Source organism: Aureisphaera sp. (assembly GCF_059726885.1).
On the sequence record NZ_AP041051.1, the window covers coordinates 2,298,772 to 2,320,418 of the forward strand.

The window sequence follows — 21,647 nt, forward strand, 5'->3', positions numbered from 1 at the left end:
AATAATATTTTAATATTTATGCGCTGTAATGACTGTTGTTCGTTATTCGACCAAGATTGTAACGTGTGTCTTTTAAAATTATTATTTACACGTAAAAATTGTTCTGTAAAGTTTAAAAAACACCTATACTAAGTGTATATTTAATGCGTTATTTGTTATGATGAGAAAAATACTCCTTCTATTACTTATAGGTTTGGGTGTGGGATCCGTTTATGCCCAAAAACAAGATATTACCATTTATTGGGACGAAGACCTCACTCTTACTAGCCCCGTTAAAAAACCCACAGATAAAAAAGCCGAGCGCGACATGCGCATGGCTCCTCTCAATCTTGTGATTACTAATGAGGAACAAATATTTAGGTATAGATGGGAAGATAAGGGGTTGGCGAACCCAGGAAGTGCAAGGGTTTCTAATATTGTATATGGTAACCTAACCCCCAATGACTTAAAAAAAGTAAATAGGGCGTTGGTGCCCAATGAACCAGCCGTAGAAATGTACAGCTCCTATGGGAGGGATATTATATATACCTCTGTTGCCATTTCACCTATAGTGCGTGTGAATGGACAACTTCGAAAAATTCGTTCGTTCTCCATTAATTATTCATATGCCCCACGAAAAAATACCAACAATAGATTGGCTATTCAGAATTCGGTGTTGGCTTCTGGACAGTGGTTCAAATTTAAGGTCGAGAAAACAGGGGTTCATAGACTTACACGATCATTTTTGAATGATTTAGGAATGAATACCAATGGTATTGATCCTAGAACATTAAAAGTATACGGACATGGTGGAAAACCATTACCCTTACTAAATAGGGATAACCCATCATTGGATCTTCCCGAAAATGCCATACAGGTAGTGGGAGAAGAAGATGGTAGCTTCGATAACGCCGACTTCATCCTTTTTTACGGTATTAGTGTAGATGGAAGGTCCGATAAAAGTTTTGAAGAAAACGGTACCAACCTCAATCCGTATAGTGATGAAGCGTACTATTACGTAACTGTAGGCGGACAGCAAGGATTAAGAGTGCAACCTATGGTGGAGCCTACAGGTGCCGCCACTGTGGATATTACTACTTTTCATGACTATCAGTTCCATGAAGTAGATGAGTTTACGCCAGCATTGGTAGGGCGAAAGTGGTTTGGAAACCGATTCGATATAGAAAGTCAGCAGAGTTACGAATTCAATTTCCCAAACCTAGTTTCGGGATCTTCCATGAGCGTGAATATTCGGGCGGCCTCCACTGCCGAGGTGGCCACTAGCTTGTTGCTTTCAATCAATTCAACCAGTTTAGATCCACTGACATTTTTTGGACTGAATGGTAGTACTACTTTATTGAGCGAAGATTTTTTCAATGGGGAATTTCCCGCCTCTGGACAAAATAATGTGGTGGTAGATTTAGAATATGTGAATGGAGGAAACCCATCAAGTGTAGGGTATTTAGACTTTATCAATATAGAGGCCTTGCGGCGGTTGGAAGGTGTAGACGGACAATTATTGTTTAGGAATAATGATGTTGCAGATCAATCAGGTATCGGAGCATATCAAATAACCAATGCAAGTCAGTTTAATCAAGTCTGGGATGTAACCGATCCGCAATCCATTAGATCGCTTTCTAATGAAAACAATGGAAGTTCTTTTTCCTTTAAAGCAAATCTGGGAGAGGTAAGGGATTATGTCGCTATTAATCCGAACGATTACTTCAGTCCGGTTAGTGCGAGGGAAAGTCGGGTCGCAAATCAAGATTTAAAAGGAACCATTTTTAATGATGCTTCCGGAAATTTTCAGGACATAGATTATTTGATAGTCACCCCTTCATTTTTACTACAACCAGCGCTTAGATTGGCAAATCACCATAAAAATGTTACTGGACTAAATGTAAAGGTGGTTACCACTGAGCAGATATATACGGAATTTAGTTCGGGAAAGCAGGATATTGGGGCCATTCGAAATATGGTTCGGTATATCTATGAAAATGCATCTTCCCCCGAGCGAAGGATAAAATACCTGTGTCTTTTTGGAGATACCTCAGTCGATTTAAAGGACAGGCTTTCGAACAACAATAATATCGTCCCTACATTCCATACGGTGCGAAGTAATGATTCTTTGGGTTCCTTTATGTCCGATGACTTTTTCTGCATGATGGATGAAGATGACGGAGAAGTGAGAACAGGTGATATTCTCGATATAGCTGTGGGAAGGATATTAGCAGATGAAGTTTCCCTGGCAAATGAAATGGTAGATAAAGCCATTGCTTATTCCTTAAGTCCTTCCTATGGTAACTGGAGAAATAATTTGGTACTTGTTTCGGATGATGTCGATAAATCTGGAGAGTTTCAGAGTTTGGTAGTGACCTTGGACGGAATTGGGGATAGAATCACCGATGAGAAACCCTACATAAATGTAAAGAAAATACACTCAGATGCTTTCCAACAAGAAACTTCTGCTGGTGGGGACCGCTATCCTCAAGTAAATGAAAAAATTATTAATGATGTAGAACTAGGGGCACTTATTGTGAATTATTTCGGCCACGGAGGTGAGGATGGTCTGGCCAGTGAGTTCATTTATACCAAGGAATTGGCCAATAACCTAAAGAATGAAAATCGATACTCTTGTATTGTAACCGTTACTTGTGAGTTTAGTAAGTTCGATAACCCCTTACGAATTACGGCAGGGGAACTTACCTTTTGGAACCCAGCTGGCGGTGCAGTTTCCTTAATTACCACCACGCGATCCATTTTAATTAGTACTGGAGTTACCGTAAATAGGGAGCTGGCCGAAGATTTATTTGGTTTTGGTCGGGATATCCCTGTTCCGCCAGCCGAAGCGCTCCGACTTACCAAAAATAGAATAGATAATCCAGATAAGCGAGTGGTCTTCTATTTGGGAGATCCAGCATTGCAATTGGCTTTTCCTAAACAAAGCATTCGAATAACAACCCTAAATGATGAGCCAGTAGGTTCGTCGTCGGTAGTGCTGGAAGCATTAAGCCGGGTCAAATTGGGAGGGCAGGTTTTGGATCCGTCAGGAAACGTACTTACCAATTACAATGGAGTATTGGAGGCAAAGGTTTTTGATAAGGATGTGCAGCGCCAAACACTGGGGAATGATGGACAGACCAATAATAATGGCGAACTTCAAATTCTTGATTTTAAAACCTTGGGGGAAGTATTATTCAATGGTAAGGCTACTGTGGTGAATGGTGAGTTCGAATTTGAATTCGTGGTTCCTAGGGATATTCAAATTCCAGTCGGACAAGGAAAAGTAAGCTTGTATTCAAGACGCAATAATGTGCTGGAGGATCAGACAGGTTTCAACCTAGATATTAGGGTAGGAGGGCTTAATGAAAATGCACCCTCCGATAATGAAGGACCGGAAATTCAACTATTCATGAACGATGAGTCCTTTATTTCTGGTGGAATAACAAATGATTCCCCTAACCTAATTGCCAAGCTATCCGATGAGAACGGTATCAATACCGCTAGTGGAATTGGTCATGATATAGTAGCCATATTGGATGGCGATGAAACCAATCCCTTCGTGTTGAATGAATACTATCAGGCCGAAGTCGATGACTTTACTATGGGGACAGCCAATTATAAGCTTAGAAATTTGGAAGAAGGACTCCATACACTAACCCTAAAGGCATGGGATGTATACAATAATTCCTCTACCGCCGAAATACAGTTCATCGTATTTGGTGATAACCAGCTCGAAATACGCCGTGTACTCAATTATCCTAATCCATTTGTAGACTACACCGAGTTTTGGTTCGAACACAATCGCCCCTCGGAAATGTTGGATGTCCAAGTTCAAATATTCACGGTTACAGGGAAGGTGGTTCGAACTATTAATCAAAGCGTCATGTCCGAAGGAGGACTTTCACGTGAAATTGTCTGGGATGGACTCGATGACTTCGGTGATAAAATCGGAAAAGGTGTCTATGTATACAAGCTTACGGTGAAATCTTCGTTAATAGATCAGCAAGTCGAAAAATTTGAAAAACTGGTCATCCTTTAAAAATTACAATTATATTTGCTCAAAATTCAGACCTTATGAAGAAACTTTTTATTCCAATGTTATTGGTTTTATTCGTTGTAAAAACAACAGCTCAAAATACAGAAGATAGGGTAATTACTACAGGAGTACCTTTCTTATTGATTGCTGCAGATGCAAGATCTGGTGGTATGGCCGATATGGGAGTAGCAACTTCGGCCGATGCGTTTTCACAGCAGTGGAACCCAGCGAAATACGCTTTTGCGATTTCCAAACAGGGAGTAGGTATTACCTATACACCATACTTAAGTAACCTGGTAAATGATATCTTCTTAGGAAACTTATCATACTATAATAGAATTAATGAACGAAGTGCAGTTTCAGCAAGTTTCAGATACTTCAGTAATGGAGAGATCGAATTGCGTGAAACTTTTGATCAAGAGCCTTTGGTTGTAAAGCCGAATGAATTGACTATCGATGTTGCCTATGCACTTCGATTAAGCGATCGATTCTCTATGGCAGTCGCAGGGCGTTATATACGATCAGACCTTAAATTACAGACAGCAAATGAAGATGCTTCTGCTGCAGGTTCTTTTGCGGTAGATGTAGCAGGTTACTATCAAAGTGAGGAAATAGCTTACAACGATTTTGATGGTCGTTGGAGAGCTGGTTTCAATCTTTCCAATATGGGGCCTAAGCTTAAATATGACGAAACAGGACAGGAAAATAGTCTACCCATCAATCTAGGAATAGGTGGTGGTTTCGACTTTATTCTGGATCAGTACAATAAAATTGGTGTAAACGCAGAGGTGAATAAACTTTTGGTACCCACACCTAGCGATTCAAATGGCGATGGTGCCATAACAAGGGATGATGACTTTTACAACGAAAGCTTCGTTAGTGGTATGTTTTCTTCTTTTGGGGATGCACCTGATGGATTTGGTGAAGAGCTGAAAGAATTTACTTGGGCATTAGGAGCCGAATACTGGTATCAGGATGTATTTGCATTCAGAACAGGTTACTTCAATGAAAGTGAAGAAAAAGGATCTAGAAAGTTCCTTTCTCTTGGAGCTGGATTCCGTTACACTGCCATTAATATTGATATTTCATACTTATTCTCTACCTCAAAGGTTAGAAGCCCATTAGAAGGAACCCTTCGTTTTGGACTCACCTTCAACTTTGGGGATGAGTATACCGAATACTAGAAATGAAGAAACTGAAAATTGAAACAGAACTAGACGTTTTCGAATCTGTTTCGGAGCTTTCAGAACATATTCAGGAATTAATGAATAAGGCGCATGAAGCACGTAAAAATGCTTATGCGCCTTATTCGCATTTTCAGGTGGGAGCTGCTTTACTTTTGGATTCTGGTGAAATCGTTATCGGAAACAATCAGGAAAATGCGGCATTTCCCTCGGGGCTCTGTGCCGAACGCGTTGCTGCGTTTCATGCGGGAGCTTTATATCCGTCCTCAAAATTTGTGGCTATGGCCGTAACCGCCGGCTCCTTGAAACAAGAAACCACGGTACCTATACCACCTTGTGGTGCTTGCCGTCAGTCTTTGGCCGAATATGAAGTGAAACAAAAATTGCCCATTCCTATCTATTTTATGGGAGTTTCAGGTAAAGTGGTACGTTCTCAATCGGTAAAGGACCTGCTGCCGCTTATTTTTGACAACTCTTATTTGTAAGTATCTAACCCTTATTTCATTTCCGACAACGTTTTCGCTCGTTTTTTTCAGAAAATGTGGTTTTGTAGTCCCTAAGAATGTAGTATTTTTGTTATTCTGAAATTTTTTCAGGAGAAAATTTAGCGTTAACTCAATGAAAAAAATAACCAAACAAACTTATCTTCAGTGGTATGAAGATATGCTTTTCTGGCGCAAGTTCGAGGACAAACTAGCACAAGTATACATCAAACAAAAAGTACGCGGATTCCTTCACCTATATAACGGTCAGGAAGCCGTTTTGGCGGGTGCTTTGCATGCTATGGAATTGGGCAAGGATAAGATGATTACCGCATACAGAAATCATGTTCAGCCAATTGGTATGGGTGTTGATCCCAAAAAAGTAATGGCAGAGCTCTATGGTAAGGCCACGGGAACTTCTCAAGGTTTGGGGGGTTCTATGCATATCTTTTCGAAAGAGCATGGTTTTTATGGAGGACACGGTATTGTAGGTGGACAGATTCCATTGGGAGCCGGTCTTGCATTTGGAGATAAGTATGCAGGGAACGACGGTGTTACCCTTACTTTTATGGGAGATGGTGCTACGCGTCAGGGATCTTTGCATGAAACCTTTAATTTGGCAATGCTATGGAACTTACCAGTGGTGTTCTGTGTTGAGAATAATGGTTATGCAATGGGAACCTCAGTAGAACGAACTGCAAACCATACAGATATTTGGAAACTAGGATTAGGGTATGAAATGCCATGTCGCCCGGTAGATGGAATGAAACCAGAAGTGGTAGCTAAAGAGTTAGATGAGGCCATTACCCGTGCAAGAAAGGGTGGAGGCCCTACCTTCTTGGAAATCCGTACGTATCGTTATAGAGGACATTCCATGAGTGATGCCCAACATTATAGAACCAAGGCTGAGGTAGAGCAAATGAGGGAGGAAGATCCTATAAGCTATGTGTTGGATACCATTTACAAGAAAAAATATGCTACCGAAGAGGAAATAGCAGTGATAGATAAGCGTGTAAAGGCTTTGGTGAGTGAATGCGAGAAGTTTGCAGAAGAATCGCCCTATCCAGAGAAAAACGTAATGTATGATGCTGTTTACGAACAAGAAGACTATCCATTTTTACCCCATAAACTATAAACTATGGCAGAAGTAATTACCATGCCCCGTTTGAGCGATACCATGGAAGAAGGTACCGTTGCCTCATGGCTGAAGAAAGTGGGGGATAAAGTTGAAGAAGGAGATATACTTGCTGAAATAGAAACCGACAAGGCTACCATGGAATTTGAGTCCTTTTATGAAGGAACCTTGTTGCATGTTGGTATTGCAGAAGGTGAAACAGCAAATGTCGATGCCCTACTAGCTATAATTGGTGAGGAAGGGGAAGATATTTCTGGACTGCTATCAGGAGATGTTCCAGTGAAAGAGGATCAAGCAGACGGTACTATTACCGAAAGTGCAGCAGAGGCTGAGGAAGAAGCGTCGGAAGGAGCTGCTTTGCCAGATGGAGTAGAAATAATTACGATGCCCCGCTTAAGTGATACCATGGAAGAAGGTACCGTTGCCACATGGTTAAAGAAAGAAGGGGAAGCCGTTGAAGAAGGAGATATACTTGCCGAAATAGAAACCGATAAGGCTACTATGGAGTTTGAATCCTTCTATAGTGGCACCTTACTCAAAATAGGCATTCAAGAAGGCGAAACTGCGAAGGTAGACGCACTTCTGGCAATCATAGGACCCGCTGGCACCGATGTTTCTGGTGTAAGTGCAAGTCCTAAGCCTTCGGCCAAAGTGGAATCTGCACCCAAAGAAGAGAAGAAAACTCCAGAACCGACTAAAGCACCGGTTAAAGCAGATACACCGAAGGTTGCTGTTCAAACTTCTAGTGGGAGAATATTTGCTTCTCCTTTGGCCAAGAAATTGGCAGAAGAAAAGGGAATCGACTTGACGCGAGTTCAAGGTTCTGGTGAGAATGGACGCATTATAAAGCGCGATATAGAAAATTATCAACCAAGTGCAGTAGTCGCTGGTAGTCCTGCCTATGTTCCTGTTGGAGAGGAAAGTTGGGAAGAAGTGAACAATTCGCAAATGCGTAAAACCATTGCGAAACGCTTAGGCGAATCCAAATTCACTGCACCGCACTATTATCTTACGGTTGAGTTCGATATGGATGCTGCCATTGCCTCAAGAAAGGCTATTAACTCAGATCCTGAAGTAAAGATTTCCTTTAACGATATGATCGTAAAGGCATGCGCCATGGCACTGAGAAAACACCCAAGAGTGAATTCTACTTGGGCAGATAAAACCACTAAAATAGCTAACCATATTCACCTAGGTGTTGCTGTAGCGGTAGATGACGGACTTGTAGTACCTGTGCTGAAGTTTGCCGATCAGATGACGTTTTCACAAATAGGAGCTTCGGTTAAAGATCTAGCTGGAAAGGCCCGAAATAAGAAATTAACTCCTGACGAAATGCAGGGAAGTACTTTTACGGTTTCTAATTTGGGGATGTTTGGTATTAAAGAATTTACCTCTATTATCAACCAGCCCAACTCGGCAATTTTATCGGTTGGAGCAATTGTGCAAAAGCCAGTTGTGAAAAATGGAGCTATCGCCATTGGAAATACCATGACAGTTACCCTTGCATGTGACCACCGAACGGTAGATGGTGCCACAGGTGCTGCTTTTCTTCAGACCTTAAGAAACTATGTAGAGAATCCAGTTACCATGTTTGTGTAGGGATAATTGGATACTGAAATAATCAAAGAGCCTTGTAACCATTTGTTGCGAGGCTCTTTCCGTAAAATATAAACACTAGGTTTTGTATCTTTCAACTATGAAGAAAAAGATCATCATTACAGGCACCAGTAGAGGGATTGGCTATGAACTGGTTGGACTATTGGCCGACACTGAACATGAAATTTTAGCCCTTTCCAGAAATGAAGTACCCGTTTCGGGAATGGGTATGACCAATTGCCATTGCTTTCCCTGCGATATAACAGATGTTAAGGCCATTAAAAAGGTGCCCGCCTTTGTCAAGGAGCATTGGGGATCGGTAGATATACTTATTAATAACTCGGGCTATTTGGTAAATAAGCCATTTTCAAAATTGAAAAAGGAAGATTTTCAGTATTCATTTGATGTCAATGTTTTTGGAGTGGCTGGACTAACACAAGCCGTGCTACCCTTCATGAACAAGAAAGGCCATGTGCTCAATATAAGTAGTATGGGTGGTATACAAGGTAGTTTAAAGTTTCCCGGACTTGCTGCCTATAGTAGTAGTAAAGGAGCGTTAATAACGCTTACAGAGCTTTTGGCAGAAGAATATAAGGATTCGGGCCCGGCGTTCAATGCACTTGCCCTTGGGGCGGTACAAACCGAAATGTTAGAGGAAGCCTTTCCCGGATTCAAAGCACCCGTTACGGCAAAGGAAATGGCCCAGTATATTTTGGATTTTGCCTTGAATGGTCAACAATATTATAACGGAAAAGTACTTCAGGTATCTAATAGTACGCCCTAAAAATGGATGACATCCTTTCCAAATACATTCCTTCAGCAGCTATATCCAGCGTACTTGTGCTTCTCAAAGATCACGAAGTACATCTCAAGATTGTAAGCGAAAGGGTTACAAGACATGGGGATTATCGAAAAATGCCCAATGGCCAGCATCAGATTACCGTGAATGCAAATTTGAATCCCTATAGATTTACGATTACCTTAGTCCATGAAATAGCTCATTTGGTAGCGTTTACGGAATATGGAAGACTAATTAAACCACATGGGAGGGAATGGAAACATACCTTTCAGCGATTAATGCTACCTTTTTTAAGGCCCGAAGTATTTCCAAATGCATTGTTACCGCTTTTGGCAAATCATTTTAAGAACCCCAAGGCGAGTAGCGATACAGATGCTAAATTATCGTTAGCATTAAAGCAATTTGATCCGCCCAATGATAAAAACTATATCTTTGAAATTCCATTTGGGGGAACCTTCCGTTTGTATAATGGAAAGGTGTTTAAACGGGGCAATAAAAGGGTAAAACGTTACGAATGTGTGGAAGTTGCCACTGGTAGGGTATACCTATTTAACCCTAATGCCGAAGTAGAGTTCTTGAAATAAAATCGATTGTATTGAACACAAATTATTACGCAGTTATCATGGCTGGGGGCATTGGATCCCGATTTTGGCCTGTAAGTACCTCAGAATTTCCGAAACAGTTTCACGATATGCTGGGAACGGGGAACACCCTATTGCAGCAAACCTTTTCTAGATTAACAAGGGAAATACCTTCACAGAATGTACAGGTGCTGACCAATGAACGTTATTTGGACCTATGTTTGGAACAGCTGCCCGAAATATCGGAAGATCAAGTTGTATTGGAGCCTGCTATGCGAAATACCGCTCCGTGTATCCTTCTTTCTGCATTAAAAATTTATAAAGAGAATCCAGATGGAATAATGATTGTGGCTCCCAGTGATCACTGGATTGAAGACGAGCAATCCTTCATTAAGGATATTAAAACCTGTTTCGAGGCTTGTGCTTCCAGTGATATTTTGGTAACCCTGGGAATTCATCCCAGCTTTCCCAATACGGGATATGGCTATATTGAAAGTGATAAGGAGGATGATGCTCTTTTAAAAAAGGTGTTGCAGTTTCGTGAAAAACCGGATTATGAAACCGCTAAGCGGTTTATCGCAGAAGGAAATTTCTTCTGGAATGCAGGTATATTTATATGGAGTGTGAAGAGTATCATTAGGGCTTTTCAGGAATTAATGCCAGAGATGTATGCGTCTTTTAATGAAGGATTTAGTGTGCTAAACACGACCGAAGAAAAAAGATTTGTCGATGAAAATTATCCCAATGTCGAAAACATTTCCATAGACTTCGCCATAATGGAGAAAGCGAATAATGTTTTGGTAAAAAAAGCTACCTTCGATTGGAATGATCTTGGTACTTGGGGTGCATTGCATGATAAGATAACTGAAGCAACTACTGAAAATGCAGTGGTTCGTGCTACTCCTTACGTTAAGAACTCAGAAGGAAATATGATCTATACCGCTACCGATAAATTGGTAGTCATAGATGGGTTGAACGACTATATAGTAGTAGATAAAGAAGACGTATTGCTTGTATTCCCAAAAGAGAAGGAACAGGACATAAAGCAGTTGCTTAATGAAGTAAAAGAAAAATTCGGGGATCGATATTCTTAAAATAATAGCATATGGAAGAAGCGAACAAGGAGAAAGAAATTGAGCAGAATAAGGAAGCTATAAAGCAAGATGCCAAAGGACTTTGGGTAAGTACCAAAAAGTTCATGGTAGAGCTATTGGCTTTTAGGGATGATACGGATAGGGATGCCACCATAGAGGCCATAAAGAATGATATCCCTTTTAAGGGAGCAACAGCATGGATTCTTATATGTTCAATTTTCGTCGCCTCCATTGGTTTAAATGCAAACTCCACTGCAGTGGTAATCGGGGCGATGTTAATTTCCCCTTTAATGGGCCCTATTTTGGGTATCGGAATGTCCATAGCCCTAAACGATATCGATACCTTAAAAAAATCGTTGATCAATCTCGCTACCATGATCGTATTGAGTTTGTTAACGGCTTATTTGTTTTTTAAGTTTTTCCCACTGGGAAGTCAAGAAACCTCAGAGTTATTGGGTAGAACAAAACCCGATATACGAGATGTGCTTATTGCTTTCTTTGGTGGTTTGGCACTCATCATTGCCAGGACTAAAAAAGGTACGATAGCATCGGTAATATTTGGTGTAGCCATTGCCACAGCGTTAATGCCACCTCTTTGTACCGCTGGATACGGTTTGGCCAATGGTAATATTGGATATTTTGGGGGAGCAATGAACCTCTTTACCATTAACACAATATTTATCGCCTTGGCGACCTTTATTGTGCTTAAGGTGCTGCGTTTCCCAATGCTTAAGTATGCCAATTCCAAGAAGAGAAAGCGAATCGCTCAATTGGCATCCCTTGCTGCCATAATTGTAATGGTATATCCTACCATTACCTTTTTAAAGGTGTTGAAGGATAGCGGATTTGAACGAGACTATACCAGCTTCTTAAAGACTGAAATAGAACCCAATAATGAGCTTTGGTTTCAGAAAGGAATCCTGGACCCAGATTCGAAAACAGTTACACTTTATTTCAACGGAGAAATTGCAGATGCTACGGAGACGGATCTAAGGAATGAGATTAAAAGATATTCCAATATTGGTGATTTCGACCTTAAAATCAATGGAAACAAAAACCGGAGTTTTGATAAAATTTCCGATGCCTACGATAGGGCTATAAGCGATTTGGACGAAAAGGACAATATCATTGCAGGCCTTCAGAATGAGATCGAAAATCTAAGGGAGGAGATTGCAACAATTAATCAGAGTAGCAATTCGTATTCCTTTTCCATAGTGTCTAAAGATGCCAAGATTGAATTTCAGGAGTTGGAGTACTTTGGATTGGCTAAAATGCTTATTTCAAAAGACTTCAGGTCTGTAGATACTATCAATGTAGCATCCGTAAAGTGGAATACCTCGATTAAGGATAGTGTTTTAAATGCAAGGAACCAGCAATTGATAACTTGGTTAAAAGGACAAATTAAGGCCGATTCTATTGTTTTGAAGAACGAGTAAACCTAGTTTTCCTTCATTTGAACTTCCCGTATTTTTTTGAATAGATCCGATGAATAGACAAAATCGGTAACATCCTTGTTATCCGTTTTAAAGATTTGTGTATAATCACCTTGCCAGGCTAGGTTTCCTTTTTGAAGGAAGACGATCTTTTCGCCAATTTCCATAACAGAATTCATGTCGTGGGTATTTATCACCGTGGTAATATTGTATTCCCTAGTAATTTCTTGAATAAGGTTATCTATAAGGATTGCGGTTCTTGGGTCTAATCCCGAATTGGGTTCGTCACAGAAAAGGTACTTGGGGTTGTTTACAATGGCTCTTGCTATCGCAACCCGCTTTTGCATTCCTCCAGAAATTTCTGAAGGATATTTTTTGTTTACATTTTCCAAATTTACCCGGGCTAGTACTTCGTTCACACGATCCAGCATTTCCGATTTTTTCTTCTTCGAAAACATACGAAGGGGGAACATCACATTTTCTTCAATGTTCATGGAATCAAAAAGGGCACTACCCTGAAATACCATGCCCATATTCTCCCGTAGCTTTCTTTTTTCCTCTTCATTCATGTCCTGAATCGCCTTATCTTCAAAGATGATCTTGCCCTCCTCTGGCTCGAATAGCCCTAAAAGGCATTTCAGGAAAACGGTTTTACCACTACCACTTTGCCCAATTATAAGGTTGGTTTTTCCCTTATCGAATGTGGTGGATAACCCTTTTAGAATATGTTCACTTCCAAAGCTCTTATGTAGGTTTTTTACAGTTATCATTAGCTAAGGAGTAAAGAAGTTATAATGTAGTTTGTTAGAATGATTAAGACACTGGTCCATACAAACGAATTCGTACTCGCTTTTCCAACCTCAAGAGCTCCACCTTTCATAAAATATCCTTGCCAAGAAGGCACAGTGGCCAAGATAAAAGCAAACACAAACGTCTTTATAAAAGCATAGATGACATGAAAAGTAATAAAGTCTTCCTGAAGCCCCTGTATAAAGGCTTCCGATGTGCTAAATCCACCATACACCCCAGCTACCCATCCCCCAAGGATGCCCAAAAACATGGAAATGGCAATGACAAAAGGGTAGAAAAAAAGCGCAATGACTTTGGGAAACACCAAGTAATTAATGGAATTAATACCCATTACTTCTAATGCGTCAATTTGTTCGGTAACTCGCATGGAACCAATACTCGAAGTAATGAACGATCCCATTTTACCAGCCATAATGATGGATATAAATGTAGGGGCAAATTCAAGGATAATGGATTGCCTTGTTGCGAATCCGACCAAGTATTCCGGAATCAATGGATTGTCAATGTTTAGTGCTGTTTGAATGGCGACTACCCCTCCGACGAAAAATGAAATAAAAGCAACAATACCTAGCGAATTAATGATAAGCTCATCTACTTCCTTTAGGATCAATTCCCGTAATACCGAACCTTTGGTAGGACGGCTAAAAACGGTTTTCAGCATTAAAAAATAGGAGCCAATATCATGCAGGTACTTCATAGGCGGTCGTCTGTTGCTAAAGTAACAAAATTCGGGGAGTGTTTTCTCTCTATTCCGTTGTGGCCTTTATTTGTTTAGTAGATCCATTATTTTATGGTAGATCCCTGTATTTTCATAAATACCCCCAAAGTTCTCGGAACCAGGTCCATCGGCAAAAACGGGAACCATCGTAGCGGAATGTCCGTCTGTAGAGAATGTGGCCTCGATTTCGTTATAATTATGCTCTTTCGAGGACAATGTGAAACCACCTGTTTCGTGGTCTGCCGTAACAATCACCAAGGTCTCGCCGTTAGTTTTAGCAAAATCCAATGCCACTCCAATGGTAGCATCAAAATCCAACAATTCTGCAATCAAATACTCCCCATCTCTATCATGGCCTCCCCAATCTATTTGTGAACCTTCTATGATAAGGAAAAACCCATTTTCATTCTTAGATAGTTGATCTAAAGCTAGTTGAGTTGATTTTGGAAGAAAATCCCCACGTGTTTCCATAGTGGGCATCCCTCTTTGTGCAAGCAAGAAGCCTTGTTTCTGGGCATCCTTCTTACTCAGGCCAACCGTATCAACCACAAACCCTTTCGCAGTTAACTCAGAAAGTAGATCTAGACTGTCCTTTCTTTTATTGAAAAACTCCAGTCCTCCACCGGCGAAAAAATCCACACCAGAATTTGGTAAGTAGGAAGCAATTTCTTCCTCTTTCCTTCGTGATGTGCTATGTGCATAAAAAGCGGCTGGAGTAGCATGTGTAATGGACGAAGTGGCTATAACTCCCGTTGCCATACCTTTTTCCGAAACATGTTCTACAATTGTTTTAACCACAGTGGAGTCGGCATCAACCCCAATGGCGCCATTGTAGGTTTTTACACCACTGGCAAACGAAGTAGCCCCTGCTGCTGAATCGGTAATTAATTTATCTGAAGACGATGTTTTGATGAGCCCAACTACGGGAAATTGCTCAAAGTTAGACGGAGCATCTTTAAAAAATAAACTAGCGGAAACCTCGCTTAATCCCATACCATCACCAATTAGTAAGATGACATTTTTAGGATGTTCCTTAACTTCCTTTATATCTGTAGTAGTAGTTTCCTTATCTCCAGAATTACATGAGAACAAGGATATGGTTAACAAAAGGGCGAATAGTTTTTTCATATAAAAAAATTGAACTTCAAAAATACGGATAATGTTGGTGTCTTAAATGTTAAGATTGCGTTAGTTACTACCCATAAGCTTCTTTCGTATAGCAAGCCAGCGAAGCTTTCTAATAAATCGCCCCTCTTGCTTGGTGACGATGTAATTGTCATTAAACTTTAAAAAGCCACCTATGGCACTGAAAAAATAACCGATATTTTTCTTCTTTAAAGCTAGTTTGCCAGAAGCAATTAGCGTAAGCAGAAAACCATATCTCATTTTCCTAAACGCCTCACCTTGTTTCTTTCCAGCTTTGGCAGCATAGTTTGTGCCAGTGGGTTTAAGGTGTTTTACGCGCAAGTTTTCATTCGTAATGACATCCCAACCATGATATTTTGCTAGTAATTCGTCTACTGTATCCCAACCCATCGATTTTTTCAATCCTCCAATTTGTTGGAAGCATTTTCTTCGATACGCTTTAAGGGCACCGCGAATGTGGTCCTTGTTCGTGAGGCTTTCCAAAACCCATTCTTCATCTTTTAGGATATAACAAAAACCACCGGCCATGCCGCATTTTTCATTTTTTTGAAAGGCTGAAGCTATGGTCTCAAGGTAATTTTTGGGAAATATGAGATCGGCATCAAACTTACAAAGGATGTCGTATTGCTCATCCAATTCTTTTAATCCGGCGTTAAATGCACTAATCACTTTACTACCCGGAAGATGCTCCTTTGAGGAGGTGTTAGAAATAACTGAAACGAAAGGATGAATTTCTGAAAAAGATTTTGCAATACCGAGAGTGTTATCCGAAGAACTATCATCTACAACGATGATTCTTTTTGGCAATAGACTTTGTTCAACCAGCGATTGAAGCGTTCGTTCTAAATAAGCTCCCTCGTTATAAGCAGGTATAACAATATAAAAGTCCATTTACTTTCTTTCGGCATATACCAAGTAATAACGTGGTGTAAACCTTCTTAAAATGGGGCGTATCCCCACCTTTTTAACTGGATTGGTAAACTTCTCTCTCTTTTTAATTCGCCATCCAGCTTTTTCCAGCAGCCAATCGAATTGCCAATCTTCAAATTCATGGTAGTGCCGATCCCTTTCATCCGTTTTACTTCTATATGCTGAGGCAAACCAGAGTTTTAGTGGGACAGATGCAACTAACTTTTTGGCTTTGATGTCATTTATGACATTGAATGGAGAAACAAGGTGTTCAAAAATTTCGAAGGCTGTAACTACATCATACGATTCTGTCTGAACGGCTTTGGTGTCCAAATCCAGATCCTCACCTTGGGTATTGGTTACCTGAAAGCCTTCCTTCTTAAGTATTTCTGAAAACGGATTGGAAACACCCAAATCCAATATGGATTCTTCTTTAGAAATGAATTCTTTTAAGAACTTTAGGGTGTATTTATAACGTTTTTTGGGATATTTTCCTTCGTACATAGTTAGATTCTGTAAACAATAGCATTGATGTTCATCCCTGCACCAACACTAGCAAAGATAACGATATCTCCACTGTTTACTTCATGGCCGTCCAATTTTCCCTTCACCACAAGATCTAAGACCGTGGGAACGGTTGCCACACTCGAGTTCCCTAATTTATCTATAGTCATAGGCATGACATTTTCTGGCGGATCTATCCCATAAAGTTTAAAAAATCTTGCTATAATCGCTTCATCCATTTTTTCATTTGCCTGATGAATGAAAATCTTCTTTACGTCTTCTATGGGAACCCCACTTTTGTCTAAGCAATCCTTCATGGCTAAGGGCACATTGCTAAGGGCGAACTCATATATTTTACGTCCATACATCTTTATGTAACGTCGGGCGCCATTTAATTCTTGATTATTGGACTCCCCAAAGTAAATAAAATGAGCTTCATCGTATGTGTATGTAGCACTGGAATGTCCTAAAATGTCACTTTCTGAAGATTTGTTCAATTCTAGAACAACTGCACCAGCTCCATCACTATAGATCATGGAATCCCGGTCATGCTGATCTATAACACGCGATAGTGCTTCTGCACCAATGACCAAGCATTTCTGTGCCATACCAGCTTTCATAAAAGCTTGTGCCTGTATCATTCCCTCTACCCAGCCTGGACAACCAAAAAGCACGTCATAGGCTACGCATGAAGGGTTTTTGATACGCAAAAGATGCTTTACCCGTGAGGCCAAACTAGGAACGGTATCACTCTGTTGTGTTCCATGTTTTACATCACCGTAGTTGTGCGCTACTATAATATAATCAAGGGTTTCTTTGTCAATACCTGCATCCTCAATGGCTTTTTCGGCAGCAAAATGCGCAATCTCCGAAGTAACCAATTTATCCTTAAGGTAACGCCGTTCTTCAATGCCGGTTATTGCCTTAAATTTTTTGATGATCACCTCATTTTCATGTCCGAAAGGGGATCCGTCAACATTGTAAAAATCGTGATTTTCAAATCCTTTGTTCGGTGCGACCTTACTGGGAATAAAGCTCCCAATGCCCGTGATTTGTATGCCCATAAAAAAAATTATTTGCTAAATGTAGGTAAAAAGTATTTGCTAGCCTTACTCCATACCATTAAATATACGACGTTCAACGTTCAAAAAAAGGGAAGCTCAAAACCAAAAAAGTCAGTTTCGAGCTTCCATTAGTATTAAAAATGTAAACTATGCCTCCATAAATTCTTCAATCGGAGCACAAGTACAGATTAAATTTCTATCACCATATGCATCATCTACACGTCTAACGCTCGGCCAAAATTTATTCTCAGAAACGTAGTCCAATGGAAAAGCGGCTTCTTTTCTGCTATAAGGAAATTCCCAAGTATCACTGGTTAGCATGGCTTGGGTGTGCGGTGCGTTTTTAAGCACGTTGTTAGGGTCTTCTTTACTAGCTACTTCAATCTCTTTCCTAATAGAGATCATAGCATCACAAAATCGATCCAACTCTTCCTTACTTTCGCTCTCGGTAGGTTCAACCATAATAGTCCCAGCAACGGGAAAGGAAACGGTAGGTGCATGGAAACCATAATCCATTAATCTTTTGGCTATATCGGTAACTTCGATACCATGTTCCTTAAATGGACGGCAATCAATAATCATCTCATGCGCTGCACGTCCTCGTTCACCTGTATATAGCGTGCTATAATGCCCGTCTAGGCGTTCCTTAATGTAGTTGGCATTTAGGATGGCATATTGTGTTGATGCTTTCAATCCATTCTCACCCAACATGCTTATATACGCATAACTTATAAGGCAAGCCAATGCACTACCCCAAGGAGCAGCGGATATAGCAGTTATTGCCTTTTCTCCTCCGGTTTCAATTACTGGGTTAGAAGGTAGGAAAGGAACTAATTGTTTTGCTACACAGATAGGACCTACGCCCGGGCCACCACCTCCATGTGGAATAGCAAAGGTCTTGTGAAGGTTTAAATGACATACATCTGCCCCTATGGCACCTGGGTGTGTTAGGGCAACCTGTGCATTCATATTGGCACCATCCATGTATACTTGGCCGCCATTATCATGTATGATTCCCGTAATTTCACGAATTGCGCTTTCGTATACCCCATGTGTAGATGGGTAGGTGACCATGAGAGCAGCTAAGTTTTCTTTGTGTTCTTCTGCCTTGGCCCTTAAGTCATCCACATCTATGTTTCCTTCTTCAGTAGCTTTTGTTACGACTACCTTCATTCCCGCCATGACAGCACTTGCTGGATTGGTTCCGTGTGCAGAAGAGGGTATGAGACATATATTCCTATGTGCATCCCCGCGCGATTCATGATACGCCCGAATGACCATGAGACCGGCATATTCTCCTTGAGCACCCGAATTCGGCTGTAAAGAGGTTCCTGCGAATCCAGTAATTTCTGTAAGCTGTTCCTCTAACTTTTTCAGCATGGTTTGATATCCTTCTGCTTGTGCTACAGGTACAAATGGATGAATACCTCCCCAACGAGCGTCACTCAAAGGAAGCATTTCGGCTGCGGCATTCAGTTTCATTGTGCAAGATCCAAGAGAAATCATAGAGTGATTAAGGGCTAGGTCCTTTCGCTCCAATTTCTTGATATAACGCATCAATTCTGTTTCACTGTGGTAACTATTAAAGACTTCGTTGGTCATAAATTCCGAAGTTCTAGCCACAGCTTCTGGAATAGCATTGCCGTCCATAAGTGTAGAAATATGGAAAGCGTCCTTGTTCGTTGCCTTTGCAAAAACAGCCACAATAGCATTTATGTCCTTTATTGTTGTAGCTTCGTTTAAAGCAATGGAAACGGTGTCGTTATCTGGATAATAGAAGTTAATTCCGTGTGTTTCCGCTATGGTTTTAACTTCCTTGGCATTGGCTTTAATTGCTATAGTGTCAAAATAAGTCTCATTTGCCTGAAATAGCCCTAACCTTTCCAATGCGTCTGCTAGGGTAGTTGCTTTTTGATGTACTTTGTTTGCAATATCCTTTAATCCTTCAGGGCCGTGGTAGACACTATACATGCCGGCCATTACAGCCAACAATACTTGAGCAGTACAAATGTTAGATGTGGCTTTGTCACGTTTAATATGCTGTTCCCGTGTTTGAAGTGCCATTCGGAGCGCTCTATTACCAGAGGTATCGCGGGTAACCCCAATAATTCTTCCCGGAATATTTCTTTTGTAAGCCTCTTTGGTTGCAAAATATGCAGCATGAGGACCACCATACCCTAATGGGATTCCGAAACGTTGGGTGGTTCCAACAACGATATCAGCACCAAAATTTCCGGGAGCTTCCAATTTGACCAAACTTAAGATGTCTGCAGCCACAGCCACTTTGATATCTGCATCATTCGCATTCTTAATAAATGAGGCGTAATCATATACTTTACCACTTTTGCCTGGGTATTGCAGGATGGCTCCAAAATAGTCCCTTGAAAAGTCAAATTCTTCATGATTCCCAACCATCAATTCTATTCCCAACGGAGTAGAACGTGTTTGCAGTAAGGAAAGCGTTTGTGGAAGAATTTCTTCAGAAACAAAAAACTTTACCACATTCTCCTTCTTCTGAGCTCTTTCCCTCACTGCGAAAAGCAAACTCATGGCTTCCGCTGCTGCGGTAGCTTCATCCAATAGCGAAGCATTAGCGAGTTCCATTCCAGTGAGGTCGGTTACCATGGTCTGGAAATTTAGAAGTGCTTCCAATCGCCCTTGGGCAATTTCAGCCTGATAGGGCGTATAGGCGGTATACCAACCTGGGTTCTCTAGAATATTCCTTTGAATAACAGCGGGAATATTAGCGGCATGATACCCTAATCCAATGTAGCTTTTAAACACCTTATTCTTAGAGGCCAATTCGTTAATATGTTCAAGATATTCCTGTTCACTAAAAGCTGGATCCAACTGTAAATCCTTTTCCAAACGGATATCGTTAGGGATGGTTTCATGAATGAGTTGTTCCATACTTTCCACCCCAATTGTTTTAAGCATTTGGGGTAAGTCACTTGGCCTAGGGCCTATATGTCTAAGGGCAAAAGAAGAAGTGTTCATTAAGAAATAATTAAATTTTCACAAAATTACGATATATACCTCAAAATTTTTGGCTTTTTCAGGGTTGGAATTAAGAATTTTTCAACCAAAAACCTGAGTTACTAACACTTTGGGTATTTTTGTTTCATGCGCTTGTTAAGGCTAGTATTCGACTTTTATATAAATGCAAGCATACACGTGGCTTTGGCAGTCACCTCACTTGGGTATGTGACACTTTTGGAGTTTGACGTAACTCCTTTATTCCTTTTGATTGGAGTTATTTTTTTTGGGGCAATTTCGGGGTATAATTTCATTAAATATGCCCGAATAGCTGGATTGCATCATAGAAGTTTGGCTAGTTCCTTAAAAGCAATCCAGGTTTTTTCTTTGCTAAGTGCCGGAGCTCTATTGGCGATCCTGTTTTTTGTGCCCGCGGACCTTCTAAGTCCTTTATCGGTTTTGGGATTCTTGACATTGTTATATGCCGTGCCCTTCTTTAGAAAAAAAAGCCTTCGAACCCTCAACGGACTTAAGATATTTGTGGTAGCAGGTGTTTGGGCCGGGGTATCTGTATTAATACCCTTATGGAATACAGACTTGCTGGGACAAATGGATGTTTGGCTGTCGTTTTTTCAATTGTTCTTTTTGGTAATTGTGTGGACATTACCTTTTGAAATTAGGGACATTTCCTATGATGCGCCCAGTTTGGGAACCTTGCCACAAAAGTTCGGAATTAGGGGAGTAAAGGTATTAGGGTTTTCCCTTGTGCTTGCAGTAATCCTTGCCGAAGGATTTAAAGATGAAATCAATTATGCGCATTTCACGGGATTGGTACTCGTAGGTGTTCTTAGTGCCTATCTTCTTGGGATATCGAAAAAAAAACAATCGAAATACTTTGCATCATTTCTAGTAGAAAGTATCCCGATCGTTTGGTGTATGTTAACTCTTGCTTTTGAAAGATTACTTGGATAATTCCTGCTGTAATCGCTCTTTCAACGCATTCTTATCTGCTGTTTTAACCGTAGGGTTTCTTATGGCTTTGGACAATTTGGTGTTCCTTGCCGTGTACTTTCTGCACGCCCTACAATAGATTAGGTGAATGTTAAGGCGAACTTTCTCCCAAAAAGTTGCTTCCTTGTACTGATTTTTATCACAAAAGTGATTCGCCTCGTGGCATTCTAATTTTATATTCATAACG

General features: G+C 40.6%; 18 protein-coding genes. 10 read left to right on the forward strand and 8 right to left on the reverse strand.

Translation table 11 applies throughout. The features are described 5' to 3' along the window. The first annotated feature begins 157 nt into the window (after window positions 1–157). The 9 genes from porU to AC6JAD_RS10010 all read left to right on the forward strand — a co-directional run bounded on the left by porU (window position 158) and on the right by AC6JAD_RS10010 (window position 12,325). Window positions 158–4,021 carry a type IX secretion system sortase PorU gene (gene porU, locus AC6JAD_RS09970; protein WP_461304981.1) on the forward strand — a complete coding sequence of 1,288 codons (3,864 nt, stop codon included), beginning with the start codon at window positions 158–160 and terminating at the stop codon, window positions 4,019–4,021. Between the two features lie 35 nt (window positions 4,022–4,056). Continuing rightward, the gene (gene porV / locus AC6JAD_RS09975) at window positions 4,057–5,202 is read left to right on the forward strand and encodes a type IX secretion system outer membrane channel protein PorV (protein WP_461304980.1); all 1,146 of its coding nucleotides are present in this window, start codon (window positions 4,057–4,059) and stop codon (window positions 5,200–5,202) included. Between the two features lie 2 nt (window positions 5,203–5,204). After that, complete coding sequence (locus AC6JAD_RS09980) at window positions 5,205–5,687, forward strand: cytidine deaminase (RefSeq protein WP_461304979.1); 483 nt, start codon at window positions 5,205–5,207, stop codon at window positions 5,685–5,687. A 133-nt stretch (window positions 5,688–5,820) separates the two neighbouring features. Beyond that, entirely contained in the window at window positions 5,821–6,819 is a 999-nt protein-coding gene (gene pdhA, locus AC6JAD_RS09985) for a pyruvate dehydrogenase (acetyl-transferring) E1 component subunit alpha (RefSeq protein WP_461304978.1), read from the forward strand. A gap of 3 nt (window positions 6,820–6,822) precedes the next feature. Beyond that, the gene (locus AC6JAD_RS09990; RefSeq protein WP_461304977.1) at window positions 6,823–8,418 is read left to right on the forward strand and encodes a pyruvate dehydrogenase complex dihydrolipoamide acetyltransferase; all 1,596 of its coding nucleotides are present in this window, start codon (window positions 6,823–6,825) and stop codon (window positions 8,416–8,418) included. A gap of 97 nt (window positions 8,419–8,515) precedes the next feature. Then, window positions 8,516–9,199, forward strand: coding sequence for an SDR family NAD(P)-dependent oxidoreductase (locus AC6JAD_RS09995; protein WP_461304976.1), 684 nt, complete (start codon window positions 8,516–8,518; stop codon window positions 9,197–9,199). A 2-nt stretch (window positions 9,200–9,201) separates the two neighbouring features. Continuing rightward, window positions 9,202–9,798, forward strand: coding sequence for a SprT-like domain-containing protein (locus tag AC6JAD_RS10000; protein ID WP_461304975.1), 597 nt, complete (start codon window positions 9,202–9,204; stop codon window positions 9,796–9,798). 11 nt (window positions 9,799–9,809) lie between these two features. Further along, window positions 9,810–10,889 (forward strand): mannose-1-phosphate guanylyltransferase, encoded by a 1,080-nt coding sequence (locus AC6JAD_RS10005; RefSeq protein ID WP_461304974.1) that lies wholly within the window; start codon window positions 9,810–9,812, stop codon window positions 10,887–10,889. Between the two features lie 11 nt (window positions 10,890–10,900). Beyond that, window positions 10,901–12,325, forward strand: a complete 1,425-nt coding sequence (locus AC6JAD_RS10010) for a DUF389 domain-containing protein (protein ID WP_461304973.1) — start codon at window positions 10,901–10,903, stop codon at window positions 12,323–12,325. A gap of 2 nt (window positions 12,326–12,327) precedes the next feature. Here AC6JAD_RS10010 and AC6JAD_RS10015 read toward each other — a convergent pair whose 3' ends face one another. The 7 genes from AC6JAD_RS10015 to gcvP form a co-directional block, all read right to left on the reverse strand. Next, window positions 12,328–13,092 (reverse strand): ABC transporter ATP-binding protein, encoded by a 765-nt coding sequence (locus tag AC6JAD_RS10015; RefSeq protein ID WP_461304972.1) that lies wholly within the window; start codon window positions 13,090–13,092, stop codon window positions 12,328–12,330. Continuing rightward, entirely contained in the window at window positions 13,092–13,829 is a 738-nt protein-coding gene (locus tag AC6JAD_RS10020) for an MlaE family ABC transporter permease (protein ID WP_461304971.1), read from the reverse strand. The genes AC6JAD_RS10015 and AC6JAD_RS10020 overlap by 1 nt, the downstream gene beginning before the upstream one ends. Window positions 13,830–13,895: 66 nt before the next feature. Continuing rightward, window positions 13,896–14,978 (reverse strand): alkaline phosphatase, encoded by a 1,083-nt coding sequence (locus AC6JAD_RS10025; protein WP_461304970.1) that lies wholly within the window; start codon window positions 14,976–14,978, stop codon window positions 13,896–13,898. Between the two features lie 60 nt (window positions 14,979–15,038). Then, window positions 15,039–15,887 carry a glycosyltransferase family 2 protein gene (locus tag AC6JAD_RS10030; RefSeq protein ID WP_461304969.1) on the reverse strand — a complete coding sequence of 283 codons (849 nt, stop codon included), beginning with the start codon at window positions 15,885–15,887 and terminating at the stop codon, window positions 15,039–15,041. After that, window positions 15,888–16,409: a class I SAM-dependent methyltransferase gene (locus AC6JAD_RS10035; RefSeq protein ID WP_461304968.1), complete on the reverse strand. Its 522-nt coding sequence runs from the start codon at window positions 16,407–16,409 to the stop codon at window positions 15,888–15,890. Between the two features lie 2 nt (window positions 16,410–16,411). Further along, window positions 16,412–17,473 (reverse strand): 3-oxoacyl-ACP synthase III family protein, encoded by a 1,062-nt coding sequence (locus AC6JAD_RS10040; RefSeq protein ID WP_461304967.1) that lies wholly within the window; start codon window positions 17,471–17,473, stop codon window positions 16,412–16,414. Window positions 17,474–17,620: 147 nt separating this feature from the next. After that, on the reverse strand, window positions 17,621–20,470 hold the full coding sequence (gcvP, locus tag AC6JAD_RS10045; protein WP_461304966.1) for an aminomethyl-transferring glycine dehydrogenase: 2,850 nt from the start codon (window positions 20,468–20,470) through the stop codon (window positions 17,621–17,623). 126 nt (window positions 20,471–20,596) lie between these two features. Between gcvP and AC6JAD_RS10050 the strand changes: the two genes are divergently transcribed. Continuing rightward, entirely contained in the window at window positions 20,597–21,421 is an 825-nt protein-coding gene (locus tag AC6JAD_RS10050) for a UbiA prenyltransferase family protein (RefSeq protein WP_461304965.1), read from the forward strand. Here the strand turns inward: AC6JAD_RS10050 and AC6JAD_RS10055 are convergent. Continuing rightward, entirely contained in the window at window positions 21,410–21,643 is a 234-nt protein-coding gene (locus tag AC6JAD_RS10055) for a hypothetical protein (RefSeq protein WP_461304964.1), read from the reverse strand. The two genes, AC6JAD_RS10050 and AC6JAD_RS10055, sit on opposite strands and share 12 nt — an antisense overlap. Window positions 21,644–21,647 lie beyond the last annotated feature (4 nt).

Excerpts from the sequence above, each read along its gene's own strand:
- porU (WP_461304981.1), top strand. The coding sequence starts at position 158 with ATGATGAGAAAAATACTCCTTCTATTACTTATAGGTTTGGGTGTGGGA.
- porV (WP_461304980.1), top strand. The coding sequence starts at position 4,057 with ATGAAGAAACTTTTTATTCCAATGTTATTGGTTTTATTCGTTGTAAAA.
- AC6JAD_RS09980 (WP_461304979.1), top strand. The coding sequence starts at position 5,205 with ATGAAGAAACTGAAAATTGAAACAGAACTAGACGTTTTCGAATCTGTT.
- pdhA (WP_461304978.1), top strand. The coding sequence starts at position 5,821 with ATGAAAAAAATAACCAAACAAACTTATCTTCAGTGGTATGAAGATATG.
- AC6JAD_RS09990 (WP_461304977.1), top strand. The coding sequence starts at position 6,823 with ATGGCAGAAGTAATTACCATGCCCCGTTTGAGCGATACCATGGAAGAA.
- AC6JAD_RS09995 (WP_461304976.1), top strand. The coding sequence starts at position 8,516 with ATGAAGAAAAAGATCATCATTACAGGCACCAGTAGAGGGATTGGCTAT.
- AC6JAD_RS10000 (WP_461304975.1), top strand. The coding sequence starts at position 9,202 with ATGGATGACATCCTTTCCAAATACATTCCTTCAGCAGCTATATCCAGC.
- AC6JAD_RS10010 (WP_461304973.1), top strand. The coding sequence starts at position 10,901 with ATGGAAGAAGCGAACAAGGAGAAAGAAATTGAGCAGAATAAGGAAGCT.
- AC6JAD_RS10015 (WP_461304972.1), bottom strand. The coding sequence starts at position 13,092 with ATGATAACTGTAAAAAACCTACATAAGAGCTTTGGAAGTGAACATATT.
- AC6JAD_RS10020 (WP_461304971.1), bottom strand. The coding sequence starts at position 13,829 with ATGAAGTACCTGCATGATATTGGCTCCTATTTTTTAATGCTGAAAACC.
- AC6JAD_RS10025 (WP_461304970.1), bottom strand. The coding sequence starts at position 14,978 with ATGAAAAAACTATTCGCCCTTTTGTTAACCATATCCTTGTTCTCATGT.
- AC6JAD_RS10030 (WP_461304969.1), bottom strand. The coding sequence starts at position 15,887 with ATGGACTTTTATATTGTTATACCTGCTTATAACGAGGGAGCTTATTTA.
- AC6JAD_RS10035 (WP_461304968.1), bottom strand. The coding sequence starts at position 16,409 with ATGTACGAAGGAAAATATCCCAAAAAACGTTATAAATACACCCTAAAG.
- AC6JAD_RS10040 (WP_461304967.1), bottom strand. The coding sequence starts at position 17,473 with ATGGGCATACAAATCACGGGCATTGGGAGCTTTATTCCCAGTAAGGTC.
- gcvP (WP_461304966.1), bottom strand. The coding sequence starts at position 20,470 with ATGAACACTTCTTCTTTTGCCCTTAGACATATAGGCCCTAGGCCAAGT.
- AC6JAD_RS10050 (WP_461304965.1), top strand. The coding sequence starts at position 20,597 with ATGCGCTTGTTAAGGCTAGTATTCGACTTTTATATAAATGCAAGCATA.
- AC6JAD_RS10055 (WP_461304964.1), bottom strand. The coding sequence starts at position 21,643 with ATGAATATAAAATTAGAATGCCACGAGGCGAATCACTTTTGTGATAAA.